The organism is Guptibacillus hwajinpoensis (assembly GCF_005144865.1).
Lineage (GTDB): Bacteria > Bacillota > Bacilli > Bacillales > Guptibacillaceae > Guptibacillus > Guptibacillus hwajinpoensis_A.
The window spans coordinates 50,405-68,561 of sequence record NZ_SWFM01000009.1 but is presented as its reverse complement, the minus strand read 5'-3'; the positions used below and the strand labels follow the sequence as shown (position 1 = coordinate 68,561).

Genomic DNA, 18,157 nt, shown 5'->3' with positions numbered 1-18,157 from the left:
GATAGGTTCGGGGTGGAAGCGTGGCAACACGTGGAGCTGACGAATACTAATCGATCGAGGGCTTAACCTAAAAACGAAAAGTAAAGCAGGCTTGGTCACATTCGTAGACCATTGGAGCTCTTGAACGCAAGGCGCTTTTCGCCTGAAGTGAAAGAGTGAAATGGGCAAGAATATAGCCTGAGGAACTAGATATTCTTATTGGAAAACGTTGCGAGTGCTATCTAGTTTTCAGGGAATGAAAATTTCTCTTGAACTTCATAAAGAAGTATAGTAAGATATATCTTGTCCTTGGTTAAACACTTTCTAGTGGATCAACCCTTGATTAGTCTGGTAATGATGGCGAAGAGGTCACACCCGTTCCCATGCCGAACACGGAAGTTAAGCTCTTCAGCGCCGATGGTAGTTGGGGGATCTCCCCCTGCAAGAGTAGGACGTTGCCAGGCTGACCAATATTCCACAGTAGCTCAGTGGTAGAGCAATCGGCTGTTAACCGATCGGTCGTAGGTTCGAATCCTACCTGTGGAGCCATAATGCTTCCATAGCTCAGCAGGTAGAGCACTTCCATGGTAAGGAAGGGGTCATCGGTTCGAATCCGTTTGGAAGCTCCAGGACATGGCCCGTTGGTCAAGTGGTTAAGACACCGCCCTTTCACGGCGGTATCACGGGTTCGAATCCCGTACGGGTCACCAATTTAATTTAGTTTTACTCTGTGGAGGATTAGCTCAGCTGGGAGAGCATCTGCCTTACAAGCAGAGGGTCGGCGGTTCGAGCCCGTCATCCTCCACCATTTTTAATTTAATCATAATTGATTCATTTTCAGGAGTACTCACTAGAGTGCACTGTTTTTTGTTTGTTAGTATGATAAAATACTTCGCCGGCCTAGCTCAATTGGTAGAGCAAGGAGCAATGCTTCACTGAATTGACTGCGACTTGTCTCGACGCAGCATAACTTCGAAGCGTTACTGGTAGAGGAAGAGACAACGACATGATTATGCTTCATAATACTTCGCCGGCCTAGCTCAATTGGTAGAGCAACTGACTTGTAATCAGTAGGTTGGGGGTTCAAGTCCTCTGGCCGGCACCATTTTTTCTCACTTGTGGAGGGGTAGCGAAGTGGCTAAACGCGGCGGACTGTAAATCCGCTCCCTCAGGGTTCGGCGGTTCGAATCCGTCCCCCTCCACCAGTAAGAGCCATTAGCTCAGTTGGTAGAGCATCTGACTTTTAATCAGAGGGTCGAAGGTTCGAGTCCTTCATGGCTCACCATATGCGGAAGTAGTTCAGTGGTAGAACATCACCTTGCCAAGGTGGGGGTCGCGGGTTCGAATCCCGTCTTCCGCTCCAAATAACTTAATAATGCGGGTGTAGTTTAGTGGTAAAACCTCAGCCTTCCAAGCTGATGTCGTGGGTTCGATCCCCATCACCCGCTCCATATGGGGCCTTAGCTCAGCTGGGAGAGCGCCTGCCTTGCACGCAGGAGGTCAGCGGTTCGATCCCGCTAGGCTCCACCATTTTCCTTAAACCATGTTTAGGGTTTTTTTTATGTCCAAAAATAGATGGTAAGCTATGATTTCATTCGTGGCTAATGCTAATGATTTTTTATTAATATTTCACTTATTTATAACTCATCGTATTCTGTATTGTTTTTTTCCTTTATATTTATCCGTAAAAGCTGTCAATTTACGTAATTGCATGAATATTTATTCGAGTTTTATGTCAGGTTGAGTCATTTGTTGTGATATGGGTAAAATAGAGCTAGAACAAGATACGAGGAGGACTACATAATGAATAATCAATTATCAATTATAGGAGTACCAATGGATCTTGGCCAAATGAGGCGTGGAGTAGATATGGGACCGAGCGCGATCCGTTATGCAGGAATTGTTGAACGATTAACGAACTTAAGCTACGATATTGAAGATCTTGGTGATATTGAAATTGGAAGACCTGAGAAGCGTCCTGAAGAACAAGATCATCAGTTAAAGAATTTAAAAGAAGTAGCAGATGCTAGTGAAAAGCTATCTAACGTAGTAAATGAGGTAGTAAAGCGTAAGCGTTTTCCACTTGTTTTCGGTGGAGATCACAGTATCGCAATTGGTACACTTGCTGGTGTGGCGCGTAATTATGATAACCTGGGTGTTATCTGGTACGATGCTCACGGTGATTTGAATAACTCTGCTACATCGCCATCTGGGAATATTCATGGTATGCCACTTGCGGTAAGTCTTGGTATTGGAGATGAGTCGTTGACTGGAATTTCTGGATATACTCCGAAGATTAAACCAGAAAACATCGTTATTATTGGTGCTCGCTCTCTGGATGAAGGTGAACGGGAATTAATTAAGGAAAAAGGAATTAAAGTTTATACAATGCATGAGATTGACCGCATGGGTATGACTAAGGTAATGGAAGAAGCAATTGAGTATGTTTCAAAAGGAACAGATGGTGTGCACTTAAGCCTTGATCTTGATGGACTTGATCCACATGATGCACCAGGCGTGGGAACTCCTGTCCTTGGGGGAATTAGCTACCGCGAAAGTCATCTTGCTATGGAGATGCTCGCTGAATCAGATATTCTTACTTCCGCTGAATTCGTAGAAGTTAACCCGATTTTAGATGAGAAAAACAAAACGGCTACTGTAGCTGTAGCTTTAATGGGATCACTATTTGGAGAGAAATTAAAATAACATAAATAACTGCGGCCTCCTTCATTAGAGAGCCGCAGTTTTTTTATTTCGACACTGATCATATTCATTTAGTAGAAAGTCTAGATAAGTGCTGATCTCTATGATTTCAGAGGAGCTGAGTGGTTGGTTTCTGGCTAATAAATTCATTTTTTGGCGTGACGCTTCAATTTCCTCAAGTAAATGATCTTTCTCTTCTCCGATGTGAAAGCTTATTCGTCGATTCAACCTTTCCATAAGCCGAACCACCCTTTCGATAATTTATTTCGTTAATACCCACAATAATGAATAACTAAACTATTTTTTATTAGAAATATATGTATTCCCATTAATACGAGTGAAACAAACATGCTAGAATAGGGAAAGATGAACAGATTTTTTTTTAATAAAAGTGAAACTTTGTATTTCCTGATACGTAAGTATAGTAGCCGCAGGAATCAGCGGGGGTTGAGAGAAGATATGGATGCCATTGTAAAAAGAATTATATTGCAAGTGAGAAAAGGAGATCATAATGCATTTGGGGAGTTAGTGGAGCTCTACAAAGACAGAGTTTTTGCGCTATCCTACCGAATGCTAGGTAACAGACAGGAAGCAGAAGATGTAGCACAGGAGGCGTTTATTCGTGCCTACACGAATATTGATCGCTATCAAATTGATCGCAAGTTTTCTACCTGGTTATATCGAATTGCTACTAACTTGTCTATTGACCGAATGCGTAAGAAAAAGCCAGATTATTACCTTGATGCTGAAGTTTCAGGTACGGATGGATTAACGATGTACTCTCAAATATCAGCAGACGAACAATTACCAGAAGATGAAGTAGTTTCTCTAGAAGCACAGGATGGTATACATCGAGCGATTTTAAGTCTTCCTGCTAAGTATAGAAGCGCAATTACACTGAAATACATTCAGGAGCTATCCCTTAAGGAGATTAGTGAAATATTAGATCTGCCAATCGGGACAGTCAAAACCCGAATACATCGAGGGAGAGAAGCACTTAGAAAGAAGCTTCAAGAGCAATGAAAGGGGGAGAAGCTATGAAATGCCCTGCAGAAATGATTGGAATTATGCATGACGTACTTGATGAAGACGCAACGCAGGAACAGAAGCGTTTGTTATTTAATCATATACAAACATGCAGTGACTGCAAGCAACATTATGAAGAATTAAAGAAGACGGAATCGTTTCTCCTCAGCTCGCCTTCTATGAAGGCACCCGATGGTTTTACATCAAAGGTAATGCAACAGCTACCACAGGAGAAGCGAACGGTGTGGATAAAGCGATGGATGAAATCACATCCACTTGTTACGGCAGCAATTCTATTCCTAGCTTTAATGACAGGTTCAGTGTACTCGTCATGGACGAGTGAAGATCAACTATCTGCTTTGTCTGGTAACTTGAGATTCGATCAGGAAACCAACACAGTAATAGTCCCTGAAGGAGAAGTAATTGAAGGAGATTTAACTGTCAAAAACCGAAACCTTGAAATAGAAGGCGAAGTGAAAGGTGATGTTCTTGTTATTAATGGAGAACAATACATGGCTTCTGCCGGACAAGTGACTGGCGACATTGAAGAAGTTGATCACATTCTTGACTGGACCTGGTATGAACTGAAGAAACTAGTTCACAGTGTAGGGGATTTTTTCACAAATGAAGAAAGTAAATAAACCGTCCAGGTGGGCGGTTTATTTACTTTGTAATGAAGAACAAATTTGTTAATCGTTACTCGGGTTAATAATAAGTTGTCAAACAAAGGCACGAGCGTTTTTTTTACATGGAATAATTATGATATAATTAAAAAGTTACAGATGTATTTTAGCGATGCATATAAATGAACCTCAGGCTAAATACAATATGTTTGGAGGAAGAGCCGTGCTGCCTGTTGGAAATGTTAATGTACTTGATTACATAACAGAGATAATAGATATTCTACTTGTGACCTATGTTATTTATAAAATCATTATGCTTATTCGCGGTACGAAAGCGGTTCAGCTTTTGAAAGGTATAACCGTAATCATTGCAGCATGGTTTTTAAGTAGTTTCTTTGAATTAAACACTCTGCATTGGATATTAGAACGGGTTGTTCTCTATGGACTTCTTGCGATAATTATTATCTTCCAGCCAGAGCTGCGTAGGGCACTTGAACAGCTAGGACGTGGCAGGTTATTTGCCCGCACCGCTGTTGAAGAAGAAGAAACAAACAAAATGGTTGAAGCAATCATTAAATCGTCATCGTATATGGGAAAACGCCGAATTGGTGCATTGATATCGATTGAGCGAGAAACAGGATTAAATGACTACGTCGAAACAGGTATTCCAATGAATGCCAAGCTGACATCAGAGCTACTTATAAATGTATTTATCCCAAATACACCGCTACATGATGGGGCTGTTATCCTGAAAAAGGATGAGATTCTTGCAGCAGCCTGTTACCTACCACTTTCCGAAAGCCCTTTTATCTCTAAAGAACTTGGGACCAGACATCGAGCTGCGCTCGGAATAAGTGAAGTAACGGATAGCTTAACACTAGTCGTATCCGAAGAAACAGGAAGTATATCGCTGACAAAAAATGGAGAGCTTCATCGAAACTTATCTGAGGAAGTCTTACGAGATTTGCTAAATGCTGAACTGAACCCTGCTATTTCAAAGACTGAAACTTCCAACCGTTTTAGTAATTGGAGGGGGAAAAAGTAATGGACAAATTGTTAACAAGTAATTGGTTTGTCAAGATCATCTCTTTTCTTCTCGCACTAATGCTCTATACAATCGTGGCAATGCCAGACGCTTCGACATCGGGGACAAACGGGTTGTTTGAACCTGAGACTGACAGTGAGCCAATAACAGATATGGAGCTTCAAGTGCTTTATGATGAAGACAACGTGGTGGTATCTGAGTTACCTGAAACCGTCGATGTCCTCGTCAAAGGTCGTACAGACGGCGTGATGCTTTCAAAGCTTAAGAACAAAGAAATCTATGTGGATTTACGTAATTTAACCCCCGGACAGCATCTTGTCACGGTCAAGCATAGGGATTTTCCTGAAAATGTTGATGTGACAATTGATCCTGCTAGAGTTTCTGTCACAATTGAAGAAAAGAAATCAAACAATTACCAAGCTGGAATTAATCTGCTAAAGGCAGAAGAACTTCCGGAAGGGTATTCAACGGAAGAGCCGATTGTAACACCAAAGACTGTTACAGTTACTGGAGCAAAATCCAAGCTTGATCAAGTTGCCTTTGTTCGCGGTTATGTTGACGTAAGTGGTGCGAAGGAAGAAGTGAACCAACGTATTACACTTAACGTATACGATGGGAATATGGATGAGATACAGGGATTAACCATTGATCCTGCTGTAGTTGATGTTAAAGTTCCAATTAAGGCTCCTTTTAAAAAGGTACCTATTAAGCTTGATCAAAAAGGTGAACTGTCTGAAGGTATAAGTATCTCTTCTATTGAACTAGAACCAACTGAAGTATCGGTATTCGGTCCAGAAGAAGAACTTGATGGACTTGAGTATCTTGATGGTATTCCGCTTGATCTTTCAGAAATATCCAAAGATACAACGATTGAGCTTGATATACCTGTTCCTAAAGGTATGAAGAAAGTAGACCCAGAGACGGTTAAGGCAAAAATCACAGTTGGGAAAGAGGATGAGAAAGCATTTGATGATGTTCCAATTAAAGTCACTGGTGTCTCAGATGGTTTGAAAGCAAGCGTATCGAATCCTAAAACAGGAGTAACAGATATGAAGCTGTATGGTGTATCAAGTGTACTGGATAATATCCAAAACGGTGATTTCCAGGCATATATTGATGCAAGTGGACTCTCTGAAGGTGAGCATGAGTTAGGTCTTCAATGGAACGGACCATCTTATGTTCGATGGTCAGGGTCAACGAAAAAAGTCACTCTTACAATAGAAAACAGTACATCTTAGTAGCAGGAACTGCTCGATAATAAAAGGAGAGTATAACGATGGGTAAATATTTTGGTACCGATGGTGTAAGAGGTATAGCAAATACTGAACTAACCCCTGAACTTGCATTCAAACTAGGTCGCCTTGGTGGCTATGTTTTAACAAAGAATACAGAAAAACCAAAAATTTTAATTGGGCGTGATACACGCATTTCAGGATATATGCTAGAAGGAGCTTTAGTAGCGGGTCTGTTATCAATTGGAGCAGAAGTCATGCGTCTTGGTGTTATTTCTACGCCTGGTGTTGCCTATTTGACGAAAGCTCTTAGTGCACAGGCTGGCGTAATGATTTCGGCTTCGCATAATCCTGTTGGAGATAACGGAATTAAATTCTTTGGTCCAGACGGCTTTAAGCTTCTGGATGCTCAAGAAGAAGAAATTGAAGCGTTAATTGATAGTGAGGAAGATCAGGTTCCACGTCCGACAGGTTCGGACTTAGGTATTGTAAGTGACTACTTTGAAGGTTGTCAGAAATACCTACAATATTTGAAACAGACAGTAGATGAAGATTTTTCTGGCCTTCATATTGCTCTTGACTGCGCTCATGGTGCAACATCATCACTTGCGGCTCACTTGTTTGCAGATCTTGAAGCAGACATTTCAACAATTGGTACGAATCCAACTGGAACGAACATCAATGACGGTGTAGGTTCTACACATCCAGAGACGCTTGCTGAGTTCTTGAAAGAGAAGAATGCAGATGTAGGATTCGCTTTCGATGGTGACGGAGATCGTCTTATAGCTGTGGACGAAAATGGAGAAATCGTTGATGGCGATGAAATCATGTTCATTTGCGCTAAGTTTATGAAAGACCAGAAACGCTTACGCCATGACACGGTTGTTTCAACGGTTATGAGTAATCTTGGTTTCCATAAAGGCATGGAGGAAGCTGGCGTAACGTCACTTCAAACAAAAGTTGGCGACCGTTATGTTATGGAAGAAATGAGGAAAGAAGGCTATAACCTTGGTGGTGAGCAGTCTGGACATATTATTTTCCTTGACCATATTACAACTGGTGATGGCATGCTTTCAGCTCTTCAACTTGCCAACATTATGAAAGTGACAAATAAATCGTTATCTGAACTTGCTGGTGAAATGAAGAAATATCCTCAATCATTGGTAAATGTTAAAGTAACGGATAAAACAAAAGTGGATTCAAATGATAAGATTCAGGAAACCATTCAGAAAGTGGAAAGCGATATGAATGGAGAAGGTCGGATTCTAGTCCGTCCATCAGGGACTGAACCGCTCGTTCGCGTTATGGCCGAAGCCCCAACGAAAGAGCTTTGTGATGAGTATGTAGATCGTGTAGTAAAAATGGTAGAACAAGAACTCGGAGCATAATCGACAGAAACCTATATGAGATACGAATGGTATGCATGTGAGGCACAGAAAGTGCTTCATGTGCATACGTTTTAATATCAGGGAAAAAATAACTGTGCATTCTTCTAAGAGTAAGCCAGTAGAGGTTAGAAAAAGTGCACAGCTTTTGTATTGTTTAACTAAAGTACAAAAAAGAATTGACCACCTTTTTACAAATGATGTAATATAGAATGAGTATGTTTTATTCTTATTCTAGAAGGGAAAGAGAGGGAAGTTGGGTTAGTTTTACTAAAGCGCCTGGACTGTTTTCGAACGGAAGAAAGCAGTTGACGAGGAAGAGGTTCATCGATTATCGGCGGATACCTCTCGATTGCTACACCACAATCGAACGGTTTTGTGAAAAACAGAGAGGTGACTTTCTGAACAAAAGCAAAGCCATGGTGACAATGTTATTAATCGGAAAAGAAGGGGCAGGTCTGCCCCGCTGTATACCTGCTCCTTCAATTGAAGGAGGACTTTTACATGTGTGGTATTGTTGGATATATTGGAAATCAAGATGCTAAAGAAATTCTATTACGAGGTCTGGAGAAGCTTGAATACCGCGGATATGACTCAGCTGGTATTGCGCTTCTGAACGACGGTGGACTACACCTTTTTAAAGAAAAAGGTCGCATTGCCGATCTTAGAAAAACGGTGGACACAAGCGTGGAAGCTACAGCTGGTATCGGACATACTCGCTGGGCAACGCATGGTGAACCTAGTCAGATTAACGCTCATCCACATCAGAGTACTACTGAGCGGTTCACGCTTGTTCATAACGGCGTAATTGAGAATTATCAACAAATCAAACGTGACTTCTTATCCGAAGTTGATTTTGTAAGTGCAACAGATACAGAGGTTGTTGTTCAATTGATATCAAATCTTGTAGAAGTACAAAATTTGACGGTGGAAGATGCTTTCCATCAAACATTGAAAGAACTACACGGTTCTTATGCACTTGCACTCATAGATAATAAAAATCCTGAAACACTATATGTTGCCAAGAATAAGAGCCCGCTTCTGGTTGGAATTGGAGACGACTTCAACGTAGTGGCAAGTGACTCGATGGCAATGCTTCAAGTAACAAACAAATTCATCGAATTGATGGACGAGGAAGTTGTTATCGTTAAGCGTGATTCTGTTACTATTAAAGATATGGACGGCAAAGTAATGGAGCGGGAGCCGTTTACCGCAGAGATCGATGTAAGTGACATTGAGAAGGGTACTTACCCTCATTACATGCTTAAAGAAATCGATGAGCAGCCGCTTGCAATTCGTAATATTATTACGAAGTACAAAGATGAGAATGACAACATTAAGCTTGATAAAGATATTCGCGAAGCGATGAAAGACACCGATCGCATCTACATCATCGCATGTGGAACAAGCTATAATGCAGGCCTTGTAGGAAAGCAGCTGATTGAAAATATCGCAGAGGTTCCTGTAGAAGTGCACATTGCAAGTGAATTCCTTTATAACATGCCACTTGTTTCAAAGAATCCACTCTTTATCTTTATTTCACAAAGTGGTGAAACAGCAGATAGCCGTGGCGTACTTGTTAACGTAAAGAAAAAAGGCTTCAAGTCACTTACGATTACAAATGTTCCGGGCTCTACTCTTTCTCGTGAAGCTGACTACACGCTGCATACACATGCAGGACCTGAAATTGCGGTTGCTTCAACAAAAGCCTATACTGCACAAATGGCTGTACTAACACTGCTTGCCGTAGATACAGCACAAGCTAAAGGCATGAAGCTTGATTTCAACCCAATTCAAGAACTTGGTATCGTCGCTACTGCGATGGAGTCAATGATTGATCAGAAGGAAATGATCGAAGGTGTTGCTCGTAACTTCCTTTCAGTTACTCGTAATGCATTCTTCATCGGTCGTGGCGTAGATTATTACGTTTGCCTTGAAGGAGCTCTTAAGCTTAAAGAAATTTCTTATATCCAGGCTGAAGGATTCGCTGGTGGTGAACTGAAGCACGGTACGATTGCCCTTATTGAGAAAGGAACACCTGTTATCGCGCTTGCTACTCAAAAACACGTAAACGGAAGTATCCGTTCAAACGTACAAGAAGTTGTTGCTCGAGGCGCTTCTCCATGCATTATCTCTCTCACTGGACTCGAAGAAGAAGGCGACACCATTGTACTGGATGAGGTTCATGAACACTTAACACCACTTGCCTCTGTTGTGCCTCTTCAACTGCTTGCATACTATGCAGCGCTGCACAGAGAATGCGATGTGGATAAGCCAAGAAACTTAGCTAAATCAGTAACTGTAGAATAGATTTATCATATTAAAAAACGGTCAGTTCGTTAACGAACTGACCGTTTTTTTGTGCTTGCTATACATTCGAACAAATGGGATTGGAGATAGTAGGAACTGAATGTATTTTTACCTGAGGAGGAATCAAGATGGAGCGACCAAATCAATTTAGTCAAATCGAGCCTAATACTCAGTTGCCAAATGCAGATGTACTGCAGAGCCGTAACCATGGAGGCCATGAACTGTTTGATGCTCATGAGGTTATCGGAGCTATGATCAGTATGCTCGACCACTATCAGATGTATGAGCAGCATGTGGAGGATGATGAATTGAGAGAGATGTTGCAGAGACAGTATTCATTTGTGACAACCATGTACGATACAATCGTACAAAGTTTTCAAACTGGTCATGACCCGATGATACCAACCCAACCATATAGAATGAAACAAAATAATCATGTTGTGTATGGAATGAAGTCCAGTGAACCTAAAAAGCCGAATCAGTCTGTGAATGAACTTTCTGATCAGGGATTATCATCCTATATGTTGGGACAGACCAAGTCATTAGCCACCCTTTTGACCATGACAGCTCTTGAAATGACCAATCCAGTTCTACGTCGTGTGGTGGCAGATAGTGTACCGAATTTCATTGAACAAAGTTATGAGATCTTTCTTTATCAGAACAAGCATGGCTATTACCAGGTTCCTCAATTAAGTGAGCAAGATATGGGTGTCATGCTTCAAAGCTATATTCCTGTGCGACCTCTTCAATAAAGCAACCAAGCTGGACGTTTGCCAACGTTCAGCTTTTTTAGTTGAAGTTTAAGGTTATTAATACTTCGATGCATGTCCGAATACAATGTTACGAATGAAGCAGAAAGGTGGACGGATATGAGCATCTTTTTTAGTTACATATTATTGGGATTGTCCTTGTCAGCACCGATGGGACCAATTAATGCCGCGCAGCTAGACAGAGGAATTCGATTTGGCTTTATAAATGCCTGGTTGGTCGGGTTTGGAGCTATGGTAGCTGATGGGATTTTTATGCTGATGATTTACTTTGGCATTTCACACGTTGTCGACACGGCATTTATGAGAAGTTTTTTATGGTTGTTCGGTTGTTTTGTGCTAACGTACACCGGCATTGAAAGTATTAAAAATGCTGGATCATTGGTAGAAGAACGGAAGAGTGAACGGAAAGAGACAAATCGTAAATCGTTTCGGACGGGCTTCTTTATGGCCATCTCAAATCCACTTAATATTCTTTTTTGGCTCGGCATTTATGGTTCAATTCTAGCGAAAACGACGAGTGATTACGGTACCTCTCAGCTATTTGTCTATAGTTTAGGGATTTTTATTGGAATTACCGTGTGGGATATCACGATGGCTGGCGTTGCGACGGGTGCTAGGAAATGGATGAATCCAAGGGTACTGAGAGGTGTTTCGATCCTGTCTGGTATTATCTTAATCGGGTTTGGGATGTATTTTGGTAGTGAGGCAATTCGTTTGTTAATCGGATAGACAGACACCTATTGTTGTCCCTCCTAATAGGATAACGCGTGTAGCTTTAAGGAGGGACCATTCATGGATTTATATACAAAAAATTGGTTTGAACAACACGGAGAATGTCTTGATGAATGGCAAAAGTCTGCGTATAAGGACTTTGTAAACATGATGGGAGATGGGGAGAATCCATACCCTTGTATACCAGGTATACAGGGATTTTTGAGCAATACTTTACGATTTGGATTCGCCGGTAGTCCAAAAGATGAAGGCTCATATAAGCAGTTAGCCGATTTGCTCAAACAATATGGTAAAGTATCACGTAATACAGGAAAGTATGCCTCTCTTGTAGTCTTTTTCGATTCTAGGGAGTTGGTCCAAGAAGAAGCAACAATAGAGGAGTATCAGGATCAGTTCTGGACGATATTAAATCAAGTTCACAAATTAGATGAAGAAGAGTGGCCTGAGCATATACCGAAAGAACCACATCATCATGAATGGGAATTCTGTTTTGATGGGGAACCTTATTTTGCGTTTTGTGCGACCCCTGCTCACGTAATTCGTAAAAGCCGACAGTTTCCCTGTTTTCTTATTGCTTTTCAACCAAGGTGGGTTTTCGATGAGATAAATGCCTCTACAACGTTTGGACAGAAGCTGAAGCGTGCTATCCGTAAGCGTCTCAATGCTTACGACGGTGTTGACACGCATCCAGCACTCAAGTGGTACGGACAACAAGATAATTATGAATGGGAGCAATACTTTTTACATGATGACGACTCGTCCCTTTCGAAGTGTCCATTTACAGCTATGATGAATAAATTTAAGAAAATCCAATCCTAAGCGGGGTTTCTCTTAAGCTTAATATAAGTCGCACAAGCAATAAGGATGATCAAGCCAATACTCGCAAAAAAACCAGGTCTACTAACGTCGTCAAAAAGAGTTCCACTGACAGCGCATAAAATTAGGATGAATGCTGTCATGATTTTAATGTGATCTAGCGAAGTACTTGCCATCAGTTTACGATAAGATAAAAGGATGAAGATCCAGTTATATAGAAGCATGAGTCCAGCCGCTGTTGTTGTGTATTCAAATATTTTTTCAGGAAGCAATAGTGCAATACCGATTGATAATATAACAACGAATGAAGTCATGATAAAAGCAGGGAGGGGAACCTTTCTGCTTTTTTTGGCGAAGATATGTGGCGCATCTCCTTCTTCTGCTAGCGTTACTAACATCGTTGTAACAGCGTAAAGAGAGGCAACCATCGTGGAAAATCCAGCGATAATTAAAATTGAATTGAACACATGTGGAATCCATGGAATGTCATATTGAGTTAAAGCAGTTAAAAAAGGGCTTTCATTTGGATCAATTTTAGAAGCCTGCACAAGCTTTAGAACAAGCAGGAACGATAAAAGGTAAAGAACGGTTAGTATTAACAGCATGATTTTCCCTGACTTCGGCGCGTCCTTCGGATCTTTTAATTCTTGTGCCATAAGCCCCATTACTTCGACGCCCCCAAAAGCATAGAACGCATAAAGAAGAGCAACCCAAAGTCCAATACCACCATTGGGAAATAAGGTTACAGAAGATGTTGTGGAAGTTGAAGCTTTGGATGGATCAATCCATCCAAATAATGCAGCTCCTGCTATGATGATGAACATGATGATAGCAGCAACTTTCATCATTCCAAACAGATTTTCCATTCGCTCAACCAGCTTAACGCCTATTAAAATAATCAAAAGTCCAAGGGCGGCAAAAAAGGCAGCTGAGATCCATATTGGGAGCTTTGGAAACCAGAACTGTACAAATATGGCGAGCGCCGTTAACTGACTTCCCATTATCAGCATCTCAGATGACCAGTAAACCCAGCCATTGCTAAAACCTGCCCACGGTCCGAAGGCTTGTTTAGCGTATGTACGAAAAGATCCTTTTTCAGGATGATGAGCTGTTAAATTAGCTAAAGCTTCATATACAAGCCATGTGCCAATCGCTGCAGCTAAATAGGCAATAAGCACTGCGAAACCAGCTTTTTGGATTGCGATACTAGAACCAAGAAAATAGCCAGTCCCGATAACGCATCCAACACCTATGAAGGACATTTGCCACCAGGATAATTTATTGTCTTTAGCAGGTTTGCAAGTCATAGCCATCTCTCCTTTTGGTTTAGTTTGGGAAGATTGGCCATTGTTTATGTGCTTTACTTGTTAGTAGAATCTTTTTATCACGCACAGGAAACAGTAAGGAGAGATTGATTAAAAAGGAGTTTGAACTAATGAATATCCATCCGAACTGTTGGAATGAATCTGATGAATTAAAGACAGTTGTGGTTTGTTCCCCGTCTATTCTAGACGTTCCTGATCAACAAACAGCAACAGACGTACAGTGGGAAAAAGCTGTTAAGCAAAAGAAGGCTCGTCGTAACCACGAAGAGATGGTCAGAGCAATGGAGGAAGCGGGCGTTACGGTAATTGATTACTCGGTTCATTTATCTCAGGAGGATTTGAAGTTGAATGAGCAGTTACTTAATCGGGTGTTTGTTCGTGACCTTGCATGCGTGTTTGGACAGACAATTCTACCTGGTGCTGCCGGGACATCGATGAGACGACCAGAATACTTTCAGTCCCATAGATTATTTCAACAGTGGTTTAATGAAGAAACCTTCCGTATCCGTGCTAATAATAATTTGAAAGCCTTAGAGTACGGTGATGTTATGGTGTTAAATAAAAACGCGGTTTTTATTAATACAGGCATTCGGACAAGTATTGAAAGTATTGAAGCGTTACAGGGGGATCTATTTGAAGCAGGTTTTTCTGAAATCGGTATTATTGATTTGCCTCGTCGTCCAGATACCATGCACCTTGATATGAATTGTAATGTCGCAGGAGAGAACTTGTTCCTTGGAAAAAGCTATATGAGCTATCTTCCTGTTCAAGTGCGAACTGAAAAAACATTTCGTTATCAAATGGCAGGTGATTTCTTGAAGCGACATGGTTTTGAAGTCGAGTGGACGTCTGAAATTAAGCACACCGTTGCGGATATTAATTTCCTGAACCTTGATCCAGAGACGCTTCTAATTAGTACGAAAGCAAACAAAAGTATTTTTAAGGAGCATTCGAAGTTAAAGCATAAAAAGTTGATCGAAGTGGATGTAGATGAATTAGAAAACGGAGGTGGAGGGATTCGCTGCATGACCCTACCATTGGAACGAAATCAATAGCAAGATATGACCTTAATATGCGAAAAACAGTCCTAATAATCCTTATGGGATATATGGACTGTTTTTATTTTGTCTGACTCCTTTAGTTGACTCATATACCTTATGGGGGTATATTGAAAGTGACTCAATGAGAAGGAGATGATTGGTATGGAAGATGAAATGAACATGTCATTACAACCAGATAAACGTCCCTCTGAGCCAAGAACAGAAGAAGAGAAACAGCAACTTCAAAACCGATTAAAACGAATTGAAGGTCAAATACGAGGAATTCAAAAGATGGTTGGCGATGACCGGTATTGTGTCGATATTCTGATTCAACTATCTGCTATTCAAGCGGCCTTAAAAAAGGTTGGTTATACACTACTAGAAAGACATACAAAAACATGCGTTTCAAGTTCAATTAAAGATGGTGACGGAGATCATCATATTGAGGAGCTCATGAAAGTCATTCAACAATTCTCTAAATAAGAAGGTGAGATCTTTGGAGTCAAAGAAACAACTATCTCTTGATGTTACAGGTATGACATGTGCTTCTTGTTCATCCAGAATTGAGAAAGTCTTAAATAAGATGGATGGGGTAGATGCTAACGTCAACCTGGCAATGGAAAAGGCGAGCGTTACGTATGATGAAGAGAAGGTTAAAACAGAAGACATTGTGAACAAAATTGAAAAGCTGGGGTATGGTGTTCGCAAAGAGAGAGTAGAGCTTGATATCCATGGTATGACATGTGCCGCTTGTTCAACGAGGATTGAAAAAGGCTTAAACCGGACCAAGGGTGTTGACTCTGCATTTATTAATTTGACAACTGAGTCTGGTGTAGTGGAATACAAGTCTGGTGCAATTACGGTTGACGAGATTTTACTAAAGGTTAAGAAACTAGGATATGAGGCAGTAGTAAAGAAGGATCGAGAGGAGCAAAAGTCTCACAAGGAGGAAGAAATTAAGAAGAAAAAGCTGCGTTTATTCATTTCAGCACTTCTTTCATTGCCATTGCTATACACAATGCTTGCGCATCTTCCTTTCGAGACAGCTCTTCCGGTACCCGAATTATTGATGATGCCATGGTTTCAGTTTCTCTTAGCTACACCAGTTCAATTTTATATTGGAGCTTCATTTTACTCGGGCGCCTATCGAGCATTGGCGAATAAAAGTGCGAATATGGATGTGCTTGTCGCACTTGGAACATCAGCGGCGTATTTCTACAGTGTTATTGAAGGAATTAGGAGTTACCTTACACCTTCCTATAACCCGTCCTTATATTTTGAAACAAGTGCTATTCTCATTACTCTTATTCTAGTAGGGAAATTGTTTGAGGACCTTGCGAAAGGAAGAACTACTCAGGCGATCACCAAGCTTCTAAATTTACAGGCGAAAGAAGCGAGTGTCATTAGGGATGGTAACGAGGTAAAAGTTCCAGTTGACCAGGTTCAAGTCGGTGATGTGATTGTTGTACGCCCCGGCGAGAAAATTCCTGTTGATGGTATTGTTGAAAAAGGGGATTCATCAGTCGATGAGTCGATGATCACAGGAGAATCCATTCCGATTGAAAAGAGCGCGGGTGCAAGGGTTATTGGTTCTACATTGAATGAGAATGGAACATTAACAATGAAGGCGGAGAAGGTTGGGAAAGATACAGCTCTTGCTGGAATCATTAAAATCGTTGAAGAGGCGCAAGGATCTAAAGCCCCCATTCAAAGATTGGCAGATGTGATTTCAGGTATTTTTGTACCGATAGTTGTTGGCATAGCGGTAGTAACTTTTCTAGTCTGGTATTTCATTGTTGATCCTTATTCTCTTCCTCAAGCATTAGAGGCAGCGATCGCTGTCTTAGTGATTGCCTGCCCATGTGCACTTGGTCTTGCAACGCCTACGTCAATAATGGTTGGTACAGGTAAAGGTGCTGAACAAGGTATTCTGTTTAAAGGCGGGGAGTTCTTAGAAAGTACCCAACAAATTGATGCAATTCTTCTTGATAAAACGGGTACGATTACAAAAGGCAAGCCTGAAGTTACGGATTTTAACGTATTTCATCTTAATGAGAAACATGTATTAGAAAAATTGATTGCTGCAGAAAAAGCTTCTGAACATCCTCTTGCACGTTCCATCGTTCAATATGGAGTAGAGCGAGAAGTAGAGGTGAAAGAAGCTGAACAATTCGAAGCAATACCAGGGCACGGTATTGTAGCAAATGTTGAAGGTAAGCAGGTTTTCGTTGGTACAAGAAAACTATTGGAGCGGGAGCAGATTGCCTTTTTACCTTATGAAGCTCAAATGGCTGAATATGAAGTTGATGGTAAGACTGCTATGTTCATTGCTTTTGATGGCGAAGTACAAGGAATCATTGCTGTAGCAGATACCGTTAAAGAAACGTCCAAAAATGCTATTAGCGAATTGAAGTCGCTTGGAATTGACGTATACATGATTACAGGTGATAACAAAAGAACGGCTGAAGCAATTGGAAGCCAGGTCGAGCTGAGTGGTGTGTTTGCGGAAGTTCTTCCAGAGGAAAAGGCAAATAAAGTGAAGGAATTGCAGGAACAAGGAAAGCGGGTCGCCATGGTAGGCGATGGCATTAATGATGCACCTGCGCTGGCTACAGCTGATATTGGAATGGCAATTGGCACTGGAACAGATGTTGCGATTGAAACAGCGGATGTTACGCTTGTTGGAGGAGATCTTGAAAATATTCCAAAAGCGATTTATTTAAGTCGTAAAACGATGCGTAATATTCGTCAAAACTTATTCTGGGCCCTGTTCTATAATTCAATCGGTATTCCGATTGCAGCAATCGGTCTACTAGCACCGTGGGTGGCTGGTGCAGCCATGGCGTTTAGCTCTGTTTCTGTTGTGACTAATTCACTACGACTAAAGCGGATGAACCTATAATAACCTTTCGAAAGGAGAATAATGATGGAACAAACAACTTTAAAAATTGAAGGTATGACTTGTAATCACTGTAAATCTGCAGTGAAAACGGCATTGCAAGAGCTTGAAGGTGTATCAGATGTTGAAGTGAATCTTGAAGAAGGTACTGCACATGTTTCCTACGACGCTTCAAGCGTATCAGTATCGACTATGAATGAAGCTGTAGAAGAACAGGGTTACGATATCAAATAAAAGGTAAGCGAGAGATAGGGGGTTCCTGTCTCTCGCTT

General features: G+C 41.1%; 16 protein-coding genes, 10 tRNA genes and 1 rRNA gene. 25 read left to right on the top strand and 2 right to left on the bottom strand.

The window, feature by feature from the left end; all coding sequences use genetic code 11:
* Positions 1-326 precede the first annotated feature (326 nt).
* The 12 genes from rrf (at position 327) to rocF (ending at position 2,685) form a co-directional block, all read left to right on the top strand.
* Positions 327-443, top strand: a 5S ribosomal RNA gene (rrf, locus tag FBF83_RS19270).
* A 10-nt stretch (positions 444-453) separates the two neighbouring features.
* Positions 454-528 (top strand) — tRNA-Asn (locus tag FBF83_RS19265).
* 4 nt (positions 529-532) lie between these two features.
* Positions 533-608: transfer RNA gene (locus FBF83_RS19260), tRNA-Thr, on the top strand.
* A 6-nt stretch (positions 609-614) separates the two neighbouring features.
* Positions 615-689, top strand: a tRNA-Glu gene (locus tag FBF83_RS19255).
* 22 nt (positions 690-711) lie between these two features.
* Positions 712-787, top strand: a tRNA-Val gene (locus FBF83_RS19250).
* A 221-nt stretch (positions 788-1,008) separates the two neighbouring features.
* Positions 1,009-1,084 (top strand) — tRNA-Thr (locus FBF83_RS19245).
* 15 nt (positions 1,085-1,099) lie between these two features.
* Positions 1,100-1,184: transfer RNA gene (locus tag FBF83_RS19240), tRNA-Tyr, on the top strand.
* Positions 1,185-1,188: 4 nt separating this feature from the next.
* Positions 1,189-1,264 (top strand) — tRNA-Lys (locus FBF83_RS19235).
* 3 nt (positions 1,265-1,267) lie between these two features.
* Positions 1,268-1,342: transfer RNA gene (locus tag FBF83_RS19230), tRNA-Gly, on the top strand.
* Between the two features lie 14 nt (positions 1,343-1,356).
* Positions 1,357-1,430: transfer RNA gene (locus tag FBF83_RS19225), tRNA-Gly, on the top strand.
* A gap of 3 nt (positions 1,431-1,433) precedes the next feature.
* Positions 1,434-1,509: transfer RNA gene (locus FBF83_RS19220), tRNA-Ala, on the top strand.
* Positions 1,510-1,782: 273 nt separating this feature from the next.
* Positions 1,783-2,685 (top strand): arginase, encoded by a 903-nt coding sequence (gene rocF / locus FBF83_RS19215; RefSeq protein WP_136948750.1) that lies wholly within the window; start codon positions 1,783-1,785, stop codon positions 2,683-2,685.
* Between the two features lie 24 nt (positions 2,686-2,709).
* Here the strand turns inward: rocF and FBF83_RS19210 are convergent, their stop codons facing one another.
* Positions 2,710-2,919, bottom strand: a complete 210-nt coding sequence (locus tag FBF83_RS19210; protein WP_136948749.1) for an aspartyl-phosphate phosphatase Spo0E family protein — start codon at positions 2,917-2,919, stop codon at positions 2,710-2,712.
* A gap of 222 nt (positions 2,920-3,141) precedes the next feature.
* On the opposite strand from FBF83_RS19210, the gene sigW reads away from it, so the two are divergent.
* The 9 genes from sigW to FBF83_RS19165 all read left to right on the top strand — a co-directional run bounded on the left by sigW (position 3,142) and on the right by FBF83_RS19165 (position 12,624).
* On the top strand, positions 3,142-3,705 hold the full coding sequence (gene sigW / locus FBF83_RS19205) for an RNA polymerase sigma factor SigW (RefSeq protein WP_136948756.1): 564 nt from the start codon (positions 3,142-3,144) through the stop codon (positions 3,703-3,705).
* 14 nt (positions 3,706-3,719) lie between these two features.
* Positions 3,720-4,349, top strand: coding sequence for an anti-sigma factor family protein (locus FBF83_RS19200; protein WP_136948748.1), 630 nt, complete (start codon positions 3,720-3,722; stop codon positions 4,347-4,349).
* A gap of 208 nt (positions 4,350-4,557) precedes the next feature.
* Entirely contained in the window at positions 4,558-5,376 is an 819-nt protein-coding gene (cdaA, locus tag FBF83_RS19195) for a diadenylate cyclase CdaA (protein ID WP_240688157.1), read from the top strand.
* Positions 5,376-6,614 (top strand): YbbR-like domain-containing protein, encoded by a 1,239-nt coding sequence (locus FBF83_RS19190; RefSeq protein ID WP_136948747.1) that lies wholly within the window; start codon positions 5,376-5,378, stop codon positions 6,612-6,614. Before cdaA ends, FBF83_RS19190 begins: the two co-directional genes overlap by 1 nt.
* A gap of 38 nt (positions 6,615-6,652) precedes the next feature.
* Positions 6,653-7,996 carry a phosphoglucosamine mutase gene (gene glmM / locus FBF83_RS19185; protein WP_136948746.1) on the top strand — a complete coding sequence of 448 codons (1,344 nt, stop codon included), beginning with the start codon at positions 6,653-6,655 and terminating at the stop codon, positions 7,994-7,996.
* A 501-nt stretch (positions 7,997-8,497) separates the two neighbouring features.
* The gene (gene glmS, locus FBF83_RS19180; protein ID WP_136948745.1) at positions 8,498-10,303 is read left to right on the top strand and encodes a glutamine--fructose-6-phosphate transaminase (isomerizing); all 1,806 of its coding nucleotides are present in this window, start codon (positions 8,498-8,500) and stop codon (positions 10,301-10,303) included.
* A gap of 128 nt (positions 10,304-10,431) precedes the next feature.
* The gene (locus FBF83_RS19175) at positions 10,432-11,055 is read left to right on the top strand and encodes a spore coat protein (RefSeq protein WP_136948744.1); all 624 of its coding nucleotides are present in this window, start codon (positions 10,432-10,434) and stop codon (positions 11,053-11,055) included.
* Between the two features lie 117 nt (positions 11,056-11,172).
* Positions 11,173-11,802, top strand: a complete 630-nt coding sequence (locus FBF83_RS19170; protein ID WP_136948743.1) for a LysE family translocator — start codon at positions 11,173-11,175, stop codon at positions 11,800-11,802.
* A 63-nt stretch (positions 11,803-11,865) separates the two neighbouring features.
* A complete protein-coding gene (locus FBF83_RS19165) occupies positions 11,866-12,624 on the top strand; it encodes a YqcI/YcgG family protein (RefSeq protein ID WP_136948742.1) in 759 nt (252 codons plus the stop codon).
* On the opposite strand, the gene FBF83_RS19160 is transcribed toward FBF83_RS19165, so the two are convergent.
* Entirely contained in the window at positions 12,621-13,928 is a 1,308-nt protein-coding gene (locus tag FBF83_RS19160) for an amino acid permease (RefSeq protein ID WP_136948741.1), read from the bottom strand. The two genes, FBF83_RS19165 and FBF83_RS19160, sit on opposite strands and share 4 nt — an antisense overlap.
* A gap of 128 nt (positions 13,929-14,056) precedes the next feature.
* On the opposite strand from FBF83_RS19160, the gene FBF83_RS19155 reads away from it, so the two are divergent.
* The 4 genes from FBF83_RS19155 to copZ all read left to right on the top strand — a co-directional run bounded on the left by FBF83_RS19155 (position 14,057) and on the right by copZ (position 18,119).
* The gene (locus FBF83_RS19155; RefSeq protein ID WP_136948740.1) at positions 14,057-15,001 is read left to right on the top strand and encodes an arginine deiminase family protein; all 945 of its coding nucleotides are present in this window, start codon (positions 14,057-14,059) and stop codon (positions 14,999-15,001) included.
* Positions 15,002-15,148: 147 nt separating this feature from the next.
* On the top strand, positions 15,149-15,469 hold the full coding sequence (locus tag FBF83_RS19150) for a metal-sensing transcriptional repressor (RefSeq protein WP_276528448.1): 321 nt from the start codon (positions 15,149-15,151) through the stop codon (positions 15,467-15,469).
* 13 nt (positions 15,470-15,482) lie between these two features.
* Positions 15,483-17,888, top strand: coding sequence for a heavy metal translocating P-type ATPase (locus tag FBF83_RS19145; protein ID WP_136948739.1), 2,406 nt, complete (start codon positions 15,483-15,485; stop codon positions 17,886-17,888).
* Positions 17,889-17,912: 24 nt separating this feature from the next.
* Positions 17,913-18,119, top strand: a complete 207-nt coding sequence (copZ, locus tag FBF83_RS19140; RefSeq protein ID WP_136948738.1) for a copper chaperone CopZ — start codon at positions 17,913-17,915, stop codon at positions 18,117-18,119.
* Positions 18,120-18,157 lie beyond the last annotated feature (38 nt).

Bases quoted from the DNA above. Each gene is read 5' to 3' on its own strand.
- rocF (WP_136948750.1), top strand. From the start codon at position 1,783: ATGAATAATCAATTATCAATTATAGGAGTACCAATGGATCTTGGCCAA.
- FBF83_RS19210 (WP_136948749.1), bottom strand. From the start codon at position 2,919: ATGGAAAGGTTGAATCGACGAATAAGCTTTCACATCGGAGAAGAGAAA.
- sigW (WP_136948756.1), top strand. From the start codon at position 3,142: ATGGATGCCATTGTAAAAAGAATTATATTGCAAGTGAGAAAAGGAGAT.
- FBF83_RS19200 (WP_136948748.1), top strand. From the start codon at position 3,720: ATGAAATGCCCTGCAGAAATGATTGGAATTATGCATGACGTACTTGAT.
- FBF83_RS19190 (WP_136948747.1), top strand. From the start codon at position 5,376: ATGGACAAATTGTTAACAAGTAATTGGTTTGTCAAGATCATCTCTTTT.
- glmM (WP_136948746.1), top strand. From the start codon at position 6,653: ATGGGTAAATATTTTGGTACCGATGGTGTAAGAGGTATAGCAAATACT.
- glmS (WP_136948745.1), top strand. From the start codon at position 8,498: ATGTGTGGTATTGTTGGATATATTGGAAATCAAGATGCTAAAGAAATT.
- FBF83_RS19175 (WP_136948744.1), top strand. From the start codon at position 10,432: ATGGAGCGACCAAATCAATTTAGTCAAATCGAGCCTAATACTCAGTTG.
- FBF83_RS19170 (WP_136948743.1), top strand. From the start codon at position 11,173: ATGAGCATCTTTTTTAGTTACATATTATTGGGATTGTCCTTGTCAGCA.
- FBF83_RS19165 (WP_136948742.1), top strand. From the start codon at position 11,866: ATGGATTTATATACAAAAAATTGGTTTGAACAACACGGAGAATGTCTT.
- FBF83_RS19160 (WP_136948741.1), bottom strand. From the start codon at position 13,928: ATGACTTGCAAACCTGCTAAAGACAATAAATTATCCTGGTGGCAAATG.
- FBF83_RS19155 (WP_136948740.1), top strand. From the start codon at position 14,057: ATGAATATCCATCCGAACTGTTGGAATGAATCTGATGAATTAAAGACA.
- FBF83_RS19150 (WP_276528448.1), top strand. From the start codon at position 15,149: ATGGAAGATGAAATGAACATGTCATTACAACCAGATAAACGTCCCTCT.
- copZ (WP_136948738.1), top strand. From the start codon at position 17,913: ATGGAACAAACAACTTTAAAAATTGAAGGTATGACTTGTAATCACTGT.